Raw genomic sequence first — 17071 nt, 5'->3', positions numbered from 1 at the left:
GGGGTGGCGTCCGGGGCGGAGGGGTGCCGCCGGGCCGCGACCGCGGCTCCGGTGGGCGGCCCGCAAGGGGCTCACCCCCGTAGCCGCAGCCCCCGCGGGGTCGGGTGGAAGCCGGCCGCCTCCAAGAGGGTGGCGAAGGGGGAGGTCAGGGCCGCGGTGCCGTTGATGCGCTCGGTGGTGATCGTCCCCAGGGCCCCGGCGCGGGCGGCGTCCGTGAGGGCCTCGACCGCGAGACGCAGCCGGGGGTCCTCGGACGCCCGGCCCGGATCCTGTCCCAGGGGCCAGACGAGCAGGGTCTTGCCGCCGCGCTCCATGTAGAGCGTCAGCGCGCCGTCGACCAGGACCACCAGGGAGCCCGCCTTCCGGCCGGGCTTGTGGGTCGAGCCCTCCGGAGGGTCGGGCCAGGACAGGGCGGCACCGTAGGCGTTGGCCGGGTCGGCGGCGGCCAGGACGACGGCCCGCTGTGGACCGCCGCGCCGCGCCGGACCGCCGTCGCCCAGCGGGTCATCGGCGGTGCGCTCCCGCTGGGTGTTGACCGCGCGCAGCCGGTCCACCGCACCGTCCATCGCGAACTGGGCGGCGCCCAGCCCCTCGACGACATACCCCCGGCGGGCCTGACCGGACTCCTCGAAGGCGGCCAGCACCCGGTACGCGGCGGAGAACCCGCCCTCCACCCCCTCGGCGGCGACCGCACCGCGGGTGACGATGCCATGGCGGTCCAGGAGCGTACGGGCCCGCGCATGGGCGCGGTGGGTGGCGTCCGGTTCGGGCGCGGGCAGCAGCGACCAGCGGCCCCCGACGGTCGGCGGGCCGGAGCGGGAGGCGGTGGGGCGGGCGCCGTGGCCCGCGCCGGCGGTCAGTGTGCCGTACCGGCCCCGGGGGACGGCGCGGCGCGCGCGGTGGGCGGTCGAGCCCGCCGTACGGCCCGAGCCCAACAGCGCCCGCAGCGGGGCGAGGGTGTCGTTGGTCAGCCGCCCCGACCAGGCCAGCTCCCAGAGCGCATCGGCGAGTTGGGGGTCGGTGGCCTCGGGGTGGGTGGTGGCGCGCACCTGGTCGGCGAGCTGGCGGAAGAACAGGCCGTACCCGGGGGCGAGGGCCGACAGCAACGACTCGTGCAGCGCGGACAGTTCCAGGGGGAGCGGCGGCGGGAGCAACAGCGGGGCGGAGTCGGCGAGGTGGAGGGAGAGCCAGCCGTCCTTCCCGGGGAGCGCACCGGCACCGGCCCACAGGACCTCGCCGGTGGCGGTGAGTTCGTCCAGCATGGCGGGGGAGTAGCCGCCGACCCGGGACGGCAGCACCAGCTTCTCCAGGGCCGAGGCCGGCACCGGCGCGCCCTGCAGCTGCTCGATAGCGCGCACTAGCCCGTCGATACCGCGCAGGCCGTGCGACGCCCCGGACGGCGGCGCCGGAGTGCCGCTCGCCGACGCCGGGCGCGGGGCACCGACATGCTGCCACTGGGGGAGGAAGGCGGCGAGCGCGGCCGGCGGCACCGGCTCCAGCTCCTCGCGCAGCGCGGCCAGCGAACGCCGGCGCAGGCGGCGCAGCACCTGGGCGTCGCACCACTCCTGGCCGATCCCCGCGGGGTGGAACTCCCCCTGGACGACCCGGCCGGCGGCGGCGAGGCGGTGCAGCGCGCCGTCCGTGACGGCCGCGCCCAGTCCGAAGCGGGCGGCGGCCTGCTCCGAGGTGAACGGGCCGTGCGTACGGGCGTACCGGGACAGCAGGTCGCCCAGTGGGTCGGCCACCGGCTCGGTGAACGACTCCGGGACGCCGACCGGCAGCGCGGTGCCCAGCGCATCACGGAGCCGTCCGGCGTCCTCCACCGCCGCCCAGTGGTCCGCACCGGCGATCCGCACCTGGATGGCGCGGCGGGCCGCGGCCAGCTCCCGGGACCAGGCCGGGTCCGCACCACGCTCGGCCAGCTCGGCGTCGGTCAGCGGGCCCAGCAGCCGCAGCACATCGGCGACCCCCTCGGCGTCCTTGACCCGGCGGTCCTCCGTGCGCCACTGCAGCTCGCGCTCCAGCTCGGCGAGCACCTCGGCGTCCAGCAGTTCGCGCAGCTCGGCCTGGCCCAGCAGCTCGGCGAGCAGCCGGGAGTCCAGCGACAGCGCGGCCGCGCGGCGCTCGGCGAGCGGCGAGTCGCCCTCGTAGAGGAACTGGGCGACGTAGCCGAACAGGAGCGAGCGCGCGAACGGGGACGGCTCGGGGGTGGTGACCTCCACCAGGCGCACCCGGCGGGCCTCGATGTCGCCCATCAGCTCCGCCAGGCCCGGTACGTCGAAGACGTCCTGGAGGCACTCGCGGACGGCCTCCAGCACGATGGGGAACGACCCGAACTCGCTTGCCACCTGGAGGAGTTGGGCGGCCCGCTGGCGCTGCTGCCACAGCGGGGTGCGCTTGCCGGGGCTGCGCCGCGGCAGCAGCAGGGCGCGCGCCGCGCACTCCCGGAACCGGGAGGCGAACAGCGCCGAGGAGCCGACCTGGTCGGTGACCACCTGGTCGATCTCGCCCTGGTCGAAGGCGACGTCGGCGGCCCCCACCGGGGACTGCTCGGGGTCGTACTCCGCGCCCCGGCTGCCCGGCCCGAGGCCGGCCGTCGGCCCGAACCCGCCGTCGCCGTCCAGGAGGTCGAGCCCCATCAGATCGGCGTCCGGCAGTCGCAGCACGATGCCGTCGTCGGCGTGCATCACCTGGGCGTCCATGCCGTAACGCTCGGCCAGCCGGGCGCCGAGCGCCAGCGCCCAAGGGGCGTGGACCTGCGCGCCGAAGGGGGAGTGGATGACCACCCGCCAGTCGCCCAGTTCGTCGCGGAACCGCTCGACGACGATCGTCCGGTCATCGGGGACGTGGCCGCAGGCCTGCTTCTGCTCGGCCAGATAGGCCAGCACATTGGACACCGCCCAGTCGTCCAGCCCGGCGGCGGACAGCCGGGCCCCGGCGTCCTCGGCGCCGAGCGCGCCGACCTCACGGAGGAACGCGCCCAGCGCACGGCCGAGTTCGAGGGGGCGGCCCAGCTGGTCGCCCTTCCAGAACGGGAGTCGGCCGGGCACCCCGGGGGCGGGGGTGACCAGGACCCGGTCGCGGGTGATGTCCTCGATGCGCCAGGACGTCGTGCCGAGGGTGAAGACGTCGCCGACGCGGGACTCGTAGACCATCTCCTCGTCCAGTTCGCCCACCCGTCGCCCGCCACCCTTCCCGGAGTCGCCGCCGGCCAGGAACACCCCGAACAGACCGCGGTCGGGGATCGTGCCCCCGGAGGTCACAGCCAACCGCTGCGCCCCGGGGCGGCCCGTGACGGTCTGGGCGATGCGGTCCCACACCAGGCGCGGACGCAGCTCGGCGAAGGCGTCGGAGGGGTAGCGCCCGGCGAGCATGTCGAGCACGGCCGTGAACGCCGACTCCGGGAGCGCGGCGAACGGGGCGGCCCGGCGCACCACGGCCAGCAGCTCGGTGACGTCCCAGGTGTCCATCGCGGCCATGGCCACTAGCTGCTGGGCGAGCACGTCCAGCGGGTTGGCCGGCACCCGCAGCGCCTCGATGGCGCCCGAGCGCATCCGCTCCGTGACCACCGCCGCCTGGACCAGGTCACCGCGGTACTTGGGGAAGACGATGCCCGTGGAGACCGCGCCCACCTGGTGCCCGGCGCGGCCCACCCGCTGCAGCCCGGAGGCCACCGACGGCGGGGACTCCACCTGGACGACCAGGTCCACCGCGCCCATATCGATGCCCAGCTCCAGGCTGGAGGTGGCGACCACGGCCGGTAGCCGCCCCGCCTTCAGGTCCTCCTCCACCTGGGCGCGCTGCTCCTTGGACACCGATCCGTGGTGCGCCCGGGCCAGCAGTGCCGGCGCGCCCTTGGCGGCGCCCGCCTCGGCCATCAGCTCCGCGGGGGAGTGGTGCTCGGGCAGCGCGGTGCCCGTCGTCCGCTCGTAGGCGATCTCGTTGAGCCGGTTGCACAGCCGCTCCGCCAGGCGGCGGGAGTTGGCGAAGACGATGGTGGAGCGGTGCGCCTGGACGAGATCGGCAATCCGCTCCTCCACCTGTGGCCAGATGGACGGCTTCTCACCGGTGTCGCCCTCCTGGACCGGTGCGCCGCCCAGCTCGCCCATGTCCTCCACGGGGACGACCACCGAGAGGTCGAAGCGCTTCCCGGACGGCGGCTGGACGATCTCCACCCGGCGCCGCGGAGACAGATAGCGGGCCACCTCCTCCACCGGCCGCACCGTCGCCGACAGCCCGATCCGGCGGGCCGGGCGGTCCAGCTGCTCGTCGAGCCGCTCCAGGGACAGCGCCAGATGGGCGCCGCGCTTGGTGCCGGCGACCGCATGGACCTCGTCCACGATCACCGTCTCGACGCCCGCCAGCGCCTCCCGGGCCGATGAGGTCAGCATCAGGAACAGCGACTCGGGGGTCGTGATCAGGATGTCCGGCGGGCGGTTGGCGATCGACCGGCGCTCCGCGGGCGGGGTGTCCCCGGAGCGGATGCCGACCGTGAGGTCCGGCTCCGGCAGTCCCAGGCGGACCGACTCCTGGCGGATGCCCGTCAGGGGGCTGCGCAGATTGCGCTCGACATCGACGGCCAGCGCCTTCAGCGGGGAGACGTACAGCACCCGGCAGCGCTTCTTCGGCTCCGCGGGCGGCGGGGTGCTCGCCAGCGTGTCCAGCGACGCGAGGAACGCGGCCAGGGTCTTGCCGGACCCGGTGGGCGCCACCACCAGGACGTCCGACCCCGCGGCGATCGCCTGCCAAGCCCCCTCCTGCGCCGCGGTGGGCGCGCTGAACGCCCCGGCGAACCATCCGCGGGTCGCGGGGGAGAACGAGTCGAGTGCTGCCTTGGCCATGTCCCCCATCGTGCACCGGACCACTGACATCGCGGCCCCGCGCGGCCCGCCGCGGCCGGACGCCGGGGCGGGCGGAGCTCAGCCCAGGCGCCCGTACGCCCGCAGGGTGAGCAGCGCCCTGAGCGTCACCATCGGGCGGCTCTCCAGCGCGGTCCCCGGAGCCCACACCCGCCAGTTGACCGGCCAGCCGCCGTCCTCCTCCTGGAGCGCGGTGAGGTGGTCCAACGCCCGGTCGATCTCGGCGTCGGTGAACCAGGTGCGGGCCAGCGAGCCGGGGGTGGGCGCGAAGTCGTACGCCAGGTGGTGCTCCCCGGGGGCGTACCCCTCCGCCACCGGGACGTCCGCGGCGCGCTCCGGGTCCAGCAGCACCAGGCCCCGCTCCCGCACCAGACGCCCCAACCGCTCGGCGGCCGCGGCGGCGCGCGGGCGGTCCGGGGCCCCGTCCAGGAAGGCCACCGCCGCCTCGACCTCGTACGGATGGGTGTCCTTCAGGGACTCCACGGCCGCCCAGCAGTAGTCGGTGGCCCGGAACAGCCATGCGTGCCACACCTCGTTGCGGTGCAGCAGCCCCACCACGGGGCCGGTGGCCAGCAGCGCGCTCGGCGGATCGTCGACCACCGGGATCCACGGGGCGGCCGGATAGCCGCGCTGCGAGGGGTGCAGCGCGGGTAGCGCGCCGTCCGCAGTGGAGATCTTCGTCAGGTAGCGGCAGATGCGCTCCACCTGGCGGCCGTCGCAGCGTCCGATGGCGTCGAGGATCTTCAGGGCGTGTGCGGTGTGCAGCGGCTGGCTGACGGGGCCGCGCAGATCGGGCTCCAGGGCGTGGCCGTAGCCGTCGTCGTCGTTGCGGTACGCGGCGAGCGCGGTCTCGACCGGGTCCGCCGCGCCACCGAGGAAGTGGTACTCGAAGAGTCGCTGCTCCAACACCCGGGCGGTCAGCCAGATGAAGCGCTCGGCGCGCGCCAGATGGGGCGAAGGGGGGCTTACGTTGTCGGCCATGGCCCGACCGTAGGCCCGAAATCTCCCGGCGACACCGGCTCGCGCACCGCGGCCCTCCCAGGCGGGATACTGAAGGCATGCGGTTGACGGTCTTCTGGCAGCGGATGGCGGACCACTTCGGTGCGTCCTACGCCGACTCCTTCGCGCGCGATCATGTGATGTCCGGCCTCGGCGGCCGGACCATCCACGAGGCGCTGGACGCGGGCTGGAGCGCCAAGGAGGTGTGGCGGGTGGTCTGCTCGGTGATGGACGTGCCGCAGGACAAGCGCTGACCAGGGGCTGACCAAGGGCTGACGGGAGCCGATCGGAGCCGATCTGGGCTGACCGGGGCCGGTCAGAGGCCGACCGGGAAGCGCTGCCGTAGGCCGTCCACCGTGGGCGGTGCCTCGCGATCGGCGCCGGTCCGGGGTGCCGATCGCAGCGGTGCGGACCGGGCGGCCCAGGGCCGCCCGGTGCGGCTGCGGGGGCACGGACCGCGCCACGGCCCAGGGCCGGGGATGTCGGCGCGGTACGCGACACTGGGCAGCGTGCCCGTGTCTGAAGAGATCACCAGTAACGATGACCCATGGCCCGCGGACCGGCCGGCGGACCGGCGTGAGCACCGGGCCGAGGCCCAGCCGGGGGACCGCTCCGATGCGCGGATGCCGCGCTGGCTGCCGCGCGCCATGCTGCTCGCGCTCGCCCTCGTGGGCTGCTACCAGCTGGCCATCTGGGGCTTCCACCAGCTGATCACGCTGCTGCTGAACGTGCTGATCGCCTTCTTCCTGGCGCTGGCCGTCGAGCCGGCCGTGGACTGGATGGCGGCCCGAGGGATGCGCCGCGGGCTGGCCACGGGCCTGGTCTTCGTGGGGATCCTCGTGGGCGCGGTCGGCTTCTTCACGCTCCTGGGGTCCATGCTGGCCGGCCAGATCGCCACCATGGTCGAGGAGTTCCCGCAGTACCTGGACTCCGTCATCAGCTGGATCAACAGCACCCTGCACACCCACCTCTCGCGGGTCCAGGTGCAGAACAACCTGCTGCGGTCCGACTGGCTGCAGAAGTACGTCCAGGACAGCGCCAACAACGTCCTGGCGGTCTCCGCGACGGTGCTGGGCAGCCTGTTCAACCTCCTGACGGTGGCCCTGTTCTCCTTCTACTTCGCCGCCGACGGCCCCCGGCTGCGGCGCGCGCTGTGCTCCGTCCTGCCGCCCCATCGCCAGGCGGAGGTGCTGCGGGCCTGGGAGATCGCCGTCGCCAAGACCGGCGGATACCTCTACTCGCGCGGGCTGATGGCGCTGATCTCCGGTATCGCGCACTACGTCCTGCTGGAGCTGATGGGCGTCCCGTACGCCCCCGCGCTGGGCATGTGGGTCGGCCTGGTCTCCCAGTTCATCCCCACCATCGGCACCTACCTGGCGGGCGCGCTGCCCATCCTGATCGCCTTCACCGTCGATCCCTGGCACGCGCTGTGGGTCTTCGCCTTCGTCGTGGTCTACCAGCAGTTCGAGAACTACCTCCTGCAGCCGCGGATCACCGCCAAGACCGTGGACATCCACCCCGCCGTCGCCTTCGGCTCGGTCGTCGCCGGCACGGCCCTGATGGGCGCGGTGGGTGCCCTCATCGCCATCCCGGCGACGGCGACGCTGCAGGCGTTCCTCGGCGCCTACGTCAGGCGCTACGAGGTCCCCGGCGATCTGCGCATCCGTGGCCGCAGCCGGGGCCTGCGGGCCGCCGGCCTCCTCGCCCGCGCCCGCGGCGTGCTGCGCGCCGAACGGTCGGGACCGTCACCGGAGGAGCCGGTGGTGGCCCGGGACGAGTCCGCGCCCACGGTGACGGCGCCCCGGACGCCGCCCGGCGGCGGGACCGGTGCCGAGGGCAGCGGCGAGGCGGACTCCGGGGGCGCCTCAGACCAGGACGGCGGCACCGCCCGCTGAGCCCTCGCCCCGGCAGTCCCTGGAGGACGCCGGGCTCGGTTGCCGCCCCGTGCCACGCCCGTGTTCTGTGACAGCGAACCTTGAGCGTTCGTCGTCGAAGGGTGCGGGCGTGCTCAGCGGTGGGCCGTTGCGGTCAGGCGTCGTAGTGCGGCATGGGCGGGTGGGCCCCAGGTGGGCTTGCCGCCGGGGCGGCCGTGGACGCCGGCGTCTCCGATGAGGAGGCAGGCGAGGGCACGCAGTACCGCCCAGCCGCGGGCGCGACGCAAGGTCGCGGCGTCCGGGGTCGGCTGGTAGGCCCCGTAGAAGCGGTCGGCGGCGCCGTCCGGGAGCAGTACCCAAGGGGCGGCGAGGTCGCAGGCTGGATCGCCGGCGAAGAGGTCACCGAAGTCGATCACGCCGCAGAAGATGCCGTCCGCGGTGAGAACGTTGGCCGGATGCAGGTCGCCGTGGAGCCACATCGCTGGGACCGCCCAGTCGGGCGCGGCGGCGGCTTCCTCCCAGACCACGCGGACGGCGTCCGGGTCGGGGATCAGCCCCAGTTCGGTGGCCGAGGCGAGCTGCTGGGCGAACCCCTCGGCATGCTCGGCCAGCGGCCCTCCCCGGCCGCGGCCGGCGGGCGCCCCGGTGGGAGCGGGTCGGTGAAGAGCCGACAGGAACGCGGCCAAAGTGTCGGCCGCCTCCGCAGCGCGCGTGGCGGGAGCGCGGTCGGCGGGCTCGCCCGGCACCCAGGTGGTGACGATCCAGGGCCGTGGAAACCGCTCGGAGGGCTCGCCGAGCCGCTGCGGGACGGGGACCGGCAGCGGAAGGTGCGGGGCGAGGGCGGGCAGCCAGGCGTGCTCCTTGCGCAGCAGCATGTCCGCAGACCGTGTTGCCCAGGGCAACCGGACGGCGAGGTCGTCGCCGAGCCGCCACAACTGGTTGTCCCAACCGCGCGCGCCGAGCTTCAAGGGGAGATCGGCAAGGTCAGGGTGCTGCTCACGCAGGAGGTCCCGGACCAACCCCACGGTGATCTCGCTCTCGGCGTGCGCCATGCGGAGCAACGGTAGTGGGACGGTGGTCCGCCGTTTGTGACACCCAGCACTCCGTGCCGCTCAACTCCCGAGGGCACAAACTCACGATCATCAACCCCGCGACGGCGAAGACCCGGGTTCGGTGGCCCAGGGCAGCCCGCGCGGCACGGGGCGTGGCATGCTTGACAGCAAAATCGAACATCCATTCTTATGGGGGTTCTGGCCGGTGTTTCCGGGGTTTTCGCGGAGTTGTCCACAGGCCGGAGCCGGGTCCGGGCGCATTGTCAGTGGCAGGCGTTAGCGTCATGGACGTGAAGCGATCGACACAAGCAAATCGGGTGGAACCCATGGCAGGCACTGACCGCGAGAAGGCACTGGACGCCGCGCTCGCACAGATTGAACGGCAATTCGGCAAGGGCGCCGTGATGCGTATGGGGGAGCGGTCGAAGGAGCCCATCGAGGTCATCCCCACCGGATCCACCGCACTCGACGTCGCCCTCGGCGTCGGCGGTCTCCCTCGCGGCCGCGTCATCGAGGTCTACGGTCCGGAGTCCTCCGGTAAGACGACCCTGACCCTGCACGCCGTCGCAAACGCCCAGAAGGCCGGCGGATCGGTCGCGTTCATCGACGCCGAGCACGCGCTCGACCCGGAGTACGCCAAGAAGCTCGGTGTGGACACCGACTCCCTGATCCTCTCCCAGCCCGACAACGGTGAGCAGGCCCTGGAGATCACGGACATGCTGGTCCGCTCCGGCGCGCTCGACCTCATCGTGATCGACTCCGTCGCCGCCCTGGTGCCGCGGGCGGAGATCGAGGGCGAGATGGGCGACTCCCACGTCGGCCTCCAGGCCCGGCTGATGAGCCAGGCGCTGCGGAAGATCACCAGCGCGCTCAACCAGTCCAAGACCACCGCGATCTTCATCAACCAGCTCCGCGAGAAGATCGGCGTGATGTTCGGCTCGCCGGAGACCACGACCGGTGGTCGCGCGCTGAAGTTCTACGCCTCGGTGCGCCTCGACATCCGCCGCATCGAAACCCTCAAGGACGGCACGGACGCGGTCGGCAACCGCACCCGCGTCAAGGTCGTCAAGAACAAGGTCTCCCCGCCGTTCAAGCAGGCCGAGTTCGACATCCTCTACGGCCAGGGCATCAGCCGCGAGGGCGGGCTGATCGACATGGGTGTGGAGCACGGCTTCATCCGCAAGTCCGGCGCCTGGTACACCTACGAGGGCGATCAGCTCGGCCAGGGCAAGGAGAACGCCCGCAACTTCCTCAAGGACAACCCGGACCTGGCCAACGAGATCGAGAAGAAGATCAAGGAGAAGCTCGGGATCGGTGTGAAGCCGCAGGACCCGTCGGCGGAGCCCGGTGCGGACGCGGCCGGCGTCCCGGCCGAACCGGCCACCGCGGCTCCAGCCCCGGCGGCCAAGGGCGCCAAGGGAGCCAAGTCCGCCGCGGCCAAGAGCTAGCCCGCCATGACACGGCGAACGGAATGGCCGGACAGCGCGGACGAGTTGAGCCGCACTGCCGGCGACGCCGAGACCCGTAGTGGCCGCAGGGGCCGTCGGGGCCGTCAGGCTCCGGAGGACGGCCCTGTGGACAGCGGTGGTCCCTCCTCGTCGAGGGCCGAGTCGGGACCGCCGCGTACCCCCGAGGAGCAGGCGCGGGCCATCTGCCTGCGCCTGCTCACCGGGAGTCCGCGCACCCGCAAACAGCTGGCCGACGCCCTCCGCCAACGGGGCATCCCCGAGGAGGCGGCACAGGAAGTGCTGTCCCGCTTCGAGGACGTCGGGCTGATCGACGACGGGGCGTTCGCCGATGCCTGGGTGGAGTCCCGCCACCACGGCCGCGGCCTGGCCCGGCGCGCCCTGGCCAGGGAGTTGCGCACCAAGGGAGTGGACTCCGCCCTTATCGATGAGGCCGTCGGCCGCCTCGACTCCGAGCAGGAGGAGGTCACCGCCCGCGCTCTCGTCGACCGCAAACTCCGTACGACCAGGGGTCTGGAGCGGGACAAGCGGCTGCGCCGCCTGGCTGGGATGCTGGCTCGCAAGGGCTACCCGGAGGGGCTCGCCCTCCGGGTCGTCAGGCAGGCCCTCGAGGAGGAAGGCGAGGACCCGGAGTTCCTGGAGGGCCACCTGCCGGGCGACTGACCGCGGGCCCGTGGACCGCGGCCGCAGGAGCGGCGGTGGGCCGGGGCCGGCGGGAGCAGGTGCTCAGGTGCGGAGCGGTAGCCCCGCGGCCCGCCATGCCTGGAAGCCGCCGGCCAGGTCCGTGGCACGGTGGAGGCCCAGTTGGCGGAGGGAGAGGGCGGCGAGAGTGGAGGCGTAGCCCTCGTTGCAGACGACGACGACCGACAGGTCGTGGTGGGTCGCCTCGGGGGCGCGGTGTTCCCCCGTGGGGTCGAGGCGCCATTCGAGTTCATTGCGTTCCACGATCAGGGCGCCGGGGATGGTGCCGTCGCGGTCCCGCAGCTGTGCGTAGCGGATGTCGACCAGCAGACCGCCGGCGTCCTGGACGGCCGCCGCCTCCTGGGGGTCCACCCGGTGGCCCAACTCCTGCCGGGCCCGGGCCAGCAGTTCGTCGATGGCGCTCATGCCCACTCCTCCGGACGTTCGACCTCTTCGAGGCGCAGCAGCTGGCCGGTGCGACTGTAGCGGCGCATCAGGGGCAGCGGCGGGTAGTAGGCGTGTACCGAGACCGCGTGGGTGTCCTGGGAGGTGTTGAGCACCTGATGGACATGGTGCGGGCCGAACGCCCGGCCGCGGCCGTCGCTGAGCGTGCGCTCGCGGTCCACGCCCTCGGCGAGCTCCAGCGTCTTCCAGCCCTCGGTGGGCAGTTGGGTGGCGAGCGACTGTTCCGTCAGCTCACCGGTGGCCGTGGCGAAGGCACCGCGGGAGCCACCGTGGTCGTGCCAGCCGGTGCCGGTGCCCGGCGGCCAGCCGATCAGCCAGGCCTCGCTACCGCCGGGCCCGTTCAGCCGGATCCAGGTACGGCCTTCGGGGTCGAGCGGAAGTGAGGCGACGAGCGCTGCGTCCGTGGCGGTGCGGTGGACGAAGTCGAGGAGCTCGGATGCGCCGGGCCCACCGGCAAGGTCGGGGGCCTGCGGACGCGCAGGGGTGTGTACGTCGGGCACGGAAACCGTCCTGAGTGATCGCGAAGAGGCGCGGCTGCCGGACAGGGCGGAGGGCCGCGCGGGGAGAAAATGCGGATCAACAGGACGGGCGACACATGCAGCCCGCATAGCGGACCAGGTCCAGATGGACCCTCCGCCAGAAGCGCGAGCTGTGCTCAGTCATCCTCGGAGTGAAGCACGGAGGTTCCCAGGGGGTCAACCGGGGAGCCGGTCCCCGGCGCCTCCTCCGCGGCGTCGGCGCGCTCCGCTTCGTCCGGGGGCACCGCACCCGCACCCGCACCCGCCGCATCCGCACCGGCCACCTCCGTGCCGGCCACCTCCGTCCCGGCCACCTTCGCACCGGCCACCTCCGTCCCGGCCACCTCCGTCCCGGCCGTTTCCGTCCCAGCCGTCTCCGCCCCTGTCGCATCCACCCCGGCCGGCTCTCCCCCGGCCGTCTCCGTCCCGGCCGCCGACCCGGCCGCCGACCCGGCGGCCGGACCGTCGGTGGCCCGGCCGTGTGCCCCGGCCCGGCGGGCGGCGCCGGCGCCCCGGCCGTGCGTTCCGCCGCGCACGGCGTCCGCACACGCTGCCATCTCTTCCGGGCGGACACCGGCCAGCGAGGTGACCAGGTGGCCGTCGGGCCGTACGAGGAGCACGGTGTGCGCCGCGGCGCCCGGGTAGGCCTCGGTGACCAGGACCTCGGCGGACATCGGCAGGGCCGCGACCGCGCTGGTCAGACGGGGCATCAGGCCCGCCGACCGCCAGTGCCGCCGGTCCCAGACCGTGGTGCCGGGCGCCACCAGCACCACCAGCAGGCCGTCGCCGAGACGGTCGCGCAGCCGGACCACCGAGCCGTCGGACGCGGTCACCGGTACATCGGCGACCGGCGCCCCGGGCGGTGTCTCGACGAGGGGACCAGCGGGGTGGCCGGCGTCCGGTGCCAGCGGGGTGCGGGCGTACACCGGCGGTGCGCCCAGTGGACCGCGGCCCAGATGGCCGTCGGTGAGCAGGGTGCTGCGGCCGCGGGCGGCCCCGGGGAGCACGGTGCGCCAGCGGGCCGAACGGCCGTCCCGGAGCAGCGGCAGCGCCTGGTCGGCCGCGCGCAGCCGGGCCGCCACCGCCCCCCGACGTTCGGCCTGATAGCTGTCGAGCAGCAACTCGGAGGCGCCGTGGTGCCAGGCCAGGCCCAACTTCCAGGCGAGGTTCTCGGCGTCCCGCAGCCCCTCGTCCAGCCCCTGGGTGCCCAGGGCCCCCAGCAGATGGGCGGCATCCCCCGCGAGGAAGGCGCGGCCCTGCCGCCAGCAGCGGGCGAGCCGGTGGTGGACGGTGTGCACACCGGTGTCGAGGAGTTCGTACGGGGGGACCGGCCGGCCGAGGCCGTGGGCCGTGGCCCGGTCGGTGTTCGGGCCCGCGCCGGATTCCACCGGGGCCTCGCTGGTCCAGCCGGCCAGGGTGTCCCGGATCCGGGCCACCAAGGCGTCCGGCGTGACCAGCTCGCGCCCCGGCGGCAGCAGCCAGTCCAGCCGCCAGACGCCGTCGGCCAGCGGGCGGGCGGAGACCTCGTCGCCCGGCCCGCCGCCCTGCCGGCGCGGGGAGCGGTGCAGCAAGGCCTCCCCCGGCCAGGGGAGTTCGCAGCGCAGGGTGGCCACGGCATGTCGTTCGACCGCCGTACGGCCCGGGAAGCGGATGTCCAGCAGCTTGCGGACGGTCGACCGGGAGCCGTCGCAGCCGATGAGGTAACTCCCGCGCCACCACGTTCCGTTGGGGCCGCGGGTCTGGGCGCTGATGCCGTGCTCGTCCTGTTCGAGATCGGCGAGCTTGCTGCCGGTGACGACCTCGGCGAGCTTCTCGCGGGCCAGCGCGGCGCGCAGCGCACGGGTGAGTGCGTGCTGGGGGAGGTGGACGGGGGAGGCTGGGGCCGGGCCGGCCGCCGCGTCCGGGGTCCGGGGGGCGAAGGCGACGCGCTCCACCAGGCGCCGGCGGCGCATCACGCGCCAGGCCGCCCAGCGGGCGCCGGCGCTCTCCAGGGTGTCGGCGCAGCCGAGCCGGCCGACGAAGGCCGTGGTGTCGGGGCGGAGCACGGCGGTGCGGGCGGGCCGTTCCTCGTCCTGGCCGGTGGTTTCGTCCAGGACGACGGAGGGCACACCGAGCCGGGCGAGCGCCAGGGCGAGGGAGAGACCGACCGGGCCGGCTCCGGCCACGATCACCGGGTCCACGGCGCCGCTCCCTGGGGCCGCTGCTGCGTACGGGACGTGCGGGAACTGGCAGTTGGAGCCCGGTGCGTGATCACACAGCGTATGCAACCCACTGCGGCCGCTCGCGTCAAGTGACGGAGGCGATGGCGCCGTTGCCATCGCCTCCGCAGGGGATGCGTCTCGGCCGCCGCGCGGCGCGGCGGCCGGCGGGGGGATCGGGGTCAGTCCGCCTTGGCCGCCGGCCCGCCCGGAGCGGCCTCGGCGACCTCCCTCGCGTCGGTCGCCTCAACCGGCTCGGCGGCCGCTGCCACCCCGATGCCGGTCTTGGCGCGCCGGCCGCGCCGCTCGATCCAGTTGGCGAGGGCGGAGAGCGTCAGGCACATCGCGACGTAGATGCTGCCGGTGACGATGATGACCGGGACGTAGGTGTCGTTGCCGTTGACGATGATGTTGGTGCTCATCAGCCGGGCCGTGAAGAGCAGCTCCTCGAAGGTGATGATGTAGCCGAGGGAGGTGTCCTTCAGGGTCACCACGAGCTGGCTGATGATCGTCGGCAGCATCGCCCGGACGGCCTGCGGGATCAGGACCGTCGTCATCACCTGCGTCTTGCTCAGCCCCAGGGCGTAGGCGGCCTCGCGCTGCCCCTTGGGCACGGCGTTGATGCCGGCGCGCAGCACCTCGGCCTGCACCGAGCCGTTGTAGACCGTCAGGCCGATGACCAGCGCCCAGAACTGCGGCTCGTTGTCGCCCAGCCCGAGGCTCGCCCGGTTGCTGAGGAGGATGACCCACAGCGCGTAGATGGTGATCAGCAGGGGGACGGCGCGGAAGAGCTCGATGAAGCCGGTCGCCAGCCAGCGGACCGGCTTGTGGTCCGACAGCCGCGCCACCGCGAGGAGTACGCCCAGTACCAGCGACAGCACCGCCGCGACCCCGAAGACCTTCAGGGTCGTCAGGACACCGTCGCGGATGCTGGTCCGCACACCGGCGTTGTTGAAGATGTTCCAGACCTCGGGCTCCAGCTGGCCCTTGGACTGCAGCCGCAGCACCACGAACACGACCAGCGCCACCATCGCGAGCGCGCCGATGACCGAGTAGACCAGGTTGCGCCGCTTCGACCGCGGCCCCGGTACGTCGTAGAGAACGCTGGCGCCACTCATGCCCTTACCTCGCTTCGTTCCGCCCCGCCTGCGCGCGGCCCCCACGTCGTGCTGTTCCGGCTCCCGTGTCCGCTCATCGCGCGACCCCCATCCGGCGCTCCAGCAGTCGGAAGAGTCCGCTGATGGAGAAGGTGATGATGAGGTAGGTGAGCGCGATCCACAGGAAGATCCAGGCGATCGCGTAGCCCTTGTCGTTCAGCAGCTTGGAGACGTTGAACAGCTCGGGGTAGCTGAAGGCGCCGGCGATCGCGGAGTTCTTCGTCAGTGCGATGAAGATGCTGCTCAGCGGCGCGATCACGGTGCGGGTCGCCTGCGGGAGCACGATCATGCGCAGCGTCTGGGCGAACGTCATACCGAGGCTGCGCGCGGCCTCCGCCTGTCCCAGCGGCACGGTGCTGATGCCGGACCGCACCGCCTCGCACACGAACGAGGAGGTGTAGAAGCCGAGCGCCAGCGTGGCGAGCACGAAGGGGCTCGCGCCCTGGAAGAGGACCTGCGGTACGACGAAGAACGCGACCAGGAAGAGCAGGGTCAGCGGCGTGTTGCGCAGCAGTGTGACCCAGCCCGTCCCGAAGGCGCGCAGTGGCGGAATCGGCGAGACCCGGAAGCCGGCTATGAGCACGCCGAGGATCAGCGCGAGCAGGCCGCTGGACGCGGTGATCGCCAGCGTGCCGAGGAATCCGTCCCGGAACTCGGGCAGGTAATCGAGGAGTACGTTCATGGGGTCTCCGCGGTAGCGGTCATCGGGTCGGCGGCGGGAAGGTCACGGACGAACGGAACGGCCGGACGGTGCCGAGGTGCACGGCGGGAAGGCGCACCGCCCCGCACACCCGCCGCGGCGGGCGTACGGGGCGGCGCGGTCCGGTGCGTGCGCTGCCTCAGTAGCGCGGCAGCGGGGTCTCCGGGGCGACGTACTTCGAGCCCGACTTGCCGAGCGTGCCCTCGTACGCCTTCTGGTAGTCCTTGTTCGCGATGTGGTGCTCCAGCGCCTTGGTGATGGCGTCGCGGAGCGTCTTGTCGTCCTTGTTCATGCCGACGCCGTAGGGCTCCTTGGTGAACGGCTTGCCGACGACCCGGAGCTTGGAGGGCCGCTGCGCGGCGTAGCCCTTGAGGATCGCGTCGTCGGTGGTGACCGCGTCGACCTGCTTGTCCAGCAGGTACTTCACACAGTCCGAGTACTTGCCGACCTCGGTGGTGTCGGCGCCGTACCGCTTCTTCTTGATCTCCTGCAGCGGGGTGGAGCCGGTGATCGAGCAGACCTTCTTGCCCTTGAGGGCGTCCGGGCCGGTGATCGCCTTGTCGTCCTTGCGCACCAGGAGGTCCGCGCCGGCGGTGTAGTACGGGCCCGCGAAGCCGACCTGCTTCTTGCGCTCTTCGTTGATCGTGTAGGTACCGACGTAGTAGTCGACCTGGCCCTTGGAGATGGTGGTCTCACGGACGTTGGAGTCGATCGTCTTGAACTCGATCTGGTTCTCGGAGAAGCCGAGGTCGGCCGCGACCATCTTGGCGATCTCGATGTCGAAACCGGAGTACTTGGTGGTCGCCGGGTCCTTGAAGCCCAGGAACGGCTGGTCGGCCTTCACACCGACGACGATCTTCTTGGCCTTCTGCGCCTTCTTCAGCACCGGCGAGTTGACCTTGACGTCCTTGGCGACGGTGTAGCTGCCCTTGTAGACCTCGCCGCCGGCCGGCTTGTCGCCTGCCGTACCGGACTCCCCACCGCAGGCGGTCGCCGTAGCCGCCAGGGCGAGCACCACCGCACCGGCCGCAGCCGTCTTACGCATCCTCATGGTGAACTTCCTTTGGTTCAACAGGTGTTGGCAATCATCGTGGCCCAACTC

At 73.1% G+C, this 17071-nt stretch carries 14 protein-coding genes; 4 read left to right on the top strand and 10 right to left on the bottom strand.

Translation table 11 applies throughout. From position 1 onward, the window contains the following. Positions 1 to 71: 71 nt before the first annotated feature. Positions 72 to 4841 carry a DEAD/DEAH box helicase gene (locus AB0G84_RS27795; RefSeq protein ID WP_361326357.1) on the bottom strand — a complete coding sequence of 1590 codons (4770 nt, stop codon included), beginning with the start codon at positions 4839 to 4841 and terminating at the stop codon, positions 72 to 74. A 78-nt stretch (positions 4842 to 4919) separates the two neighbouring features. Beyond that, positions 4920 to 5840 (bottom strand): hypothetical protein, encoded by a 921-nt coding sequence (locus AB0G84_RS27790; RefSeq protein ID WP_361326354.1) that lies wholly within the window; start codon positions 5838 to 5840, stop codon positions 4920 to 4922. Between the two features lie 77 nt (positions 5841 to 5917). Between AB0G84_RS27790 and AB0G84_RS27785 the strand changes: the two genes are divergently transcribed. Continuing rightward, the gene (locus AB0G84_RS27785; protein ID WP_361326352.1) at positions 5918 to 6112 is read left to right on the top strand and encodes a DUF3046 domain-containing protein; all 195 of its coding nucleotides are present in this window, start codon (positions 5918 to 5920) and stop codon (positions 6110 to 6112) included. A gap of 255 nt (positions 6113 to 6367) precedes the next feature. After that, entirely contained in the window at positions 6368 to 7753 is a 1386-nt protein-coding gene (locus AB0G84_RS27780) for an AI-2E family transporter (protein WP_361326349.1), read from the top strand. 113 nt (positions 7754 to 7866) lie between these two features. Here AB0G84_RS27780 and AB0G84_RS27775 read toward each other — a convergent pair whose 3' ends face one another. After that, entirely contained in the window at positions 7867 to 8784 is a 918-nt protein-coding gene (locus tag AB0G84_RS27775; RefSeq protein ID WP_361326347.1) for a phosphotransferase, read from the bottom strand. Positions 8785 to 9110: 326 nt separating this feature from the next. Between AB0G84_RS27775 and recA the strand changes: the two genes are divergently transcribed. Next, positions 9111 to 10232, top strand: coding sequence for a recombinase RecA (gene recA, locus AB0G84_RS27770; RefSeq protein WP_361326344.1), 1122 nt, complete (start codon positions 9111 to 9113; stop codon positions 10230 to 10232). 6 nt (positions 10233 to 10238) lie between these two features. Further along, positions 10239 to 10913, top strand: coding sequence for a recombination regulator RecX (gene recX / locus AB0G84_RS27765; protein WP_361326341.1), 675 nt, complete (start codon positions 10239 to 10241; stop codon positions 10911 to 10913). A gap of 63 nt (positions 10914 to 10976) precedes the next feature. Here recX and AB0G84_RS27760 read toward each other — a convergent pair whose 3' ends face one another. The 7 genes from AB0G84_RS27760 to AB0G84_RS27730 form a co-directional block, all read right to left on the bottom strand. Then, positions 10977 to 11357, bottom strand: coding sequence for a rhodanese-like domain-containing protein (locus AB0G84_RS27760; RefSeq protein ID WP_361326338.1), 381 nt, complete (start codon positions 11355 to 11357; stop codon positions 10977 to 10979). Then, positions 11354 to 11896, bottom strand: a complete 543-nt coding sequence (locus tag AB0G84_RS27755; protein ID WP_361326336.1) for a cysteine dioxygenase — start codon at positions 11894 to 11896, stop codon at positions 11354 to 11356. Before AB0G84_RS27755 ends, AB0G84_RS27760 begins: the two co-directional genes overlap by 4 nt. 76 nt (positions 11897 to 11972) lie before the next feature. After that, on the bottom strand, positions 11973 to 12059 hold the full coding sequence (locus tag AB0G84_RS27750; protein WP_338059684.1) for a putative leader peptide: 87 nt from the start codon (positions 12057 to 12059) through the stop codon (positions 11973 to 11975). Further along, the gene (locus tag AB0G84_RS27745) at positions 12052 to 14094 is read right to left on the bottom strand and encodes an FAD-dependent monooxygenase (protein WP_361326333.1); all 2043 of its coding nucleotides are present in this window, start codon (positions 14092 to 14094) and stop codon (positions 12052 to 12054) included. Before AB0G84_RS27745 ends, AB0G84_RS27750 begins: the two co-directional genes overlap by 8 nt. Positions 14095 to 14294: 200 nt before the next feature. Continuing rightward, on the bottom strand, positions 14295 to 15230 hold the full coding sequence (locus tag AB0G84_RS27740) for an amino acid ABC transporter permease (protein WP_361326330.1): 936 nt from the start codon (positions 15228 to 15230) through the stop codon (positions 14295 to 14297). 73 nt (positions 15231 to 15303) lie between these two features. Beyond that, positions 15304 to 15951, bottom strand: a complete 648-nt coding sequence (locus tag AB0G84_RS27735; RefSeq protein WP_361326327.1) for an amino acid ABC transporter permease — start codon at positions 15949 to 15951, stop codon at positions 15304 to 15306. A 157-nt stretch (positions 15952 to 16108) separates the two neighbouring features. Then, positions 16109 to 17020, bottom strand: a complete 912-nt coding sequence (locus AB0G84_RS27730) for a glutamate ABC transporter substrate-binding protein (RefSeq protein WP_361326324.1) — start codon at positions 17018 to 17020, stop codon at positions 16109 to 16111. Between the last annotated feature and the right edge of the window lie 51 nt (positions 17021 to 17071).

The sequence above is a fragment of the Streptomyces sp. NPDC020742 genome (assembly GCF_040641675.1).
In the GTDB taxonomy this organism is placed as follows: Bacteria; Actinomycetota; Actinomycetes; order Streptomycetales; family Streptomycetaceae; genus Streptomyces.
This window is presented reverse-complemented; position numbering and strand designations above follow the sequence as displayed.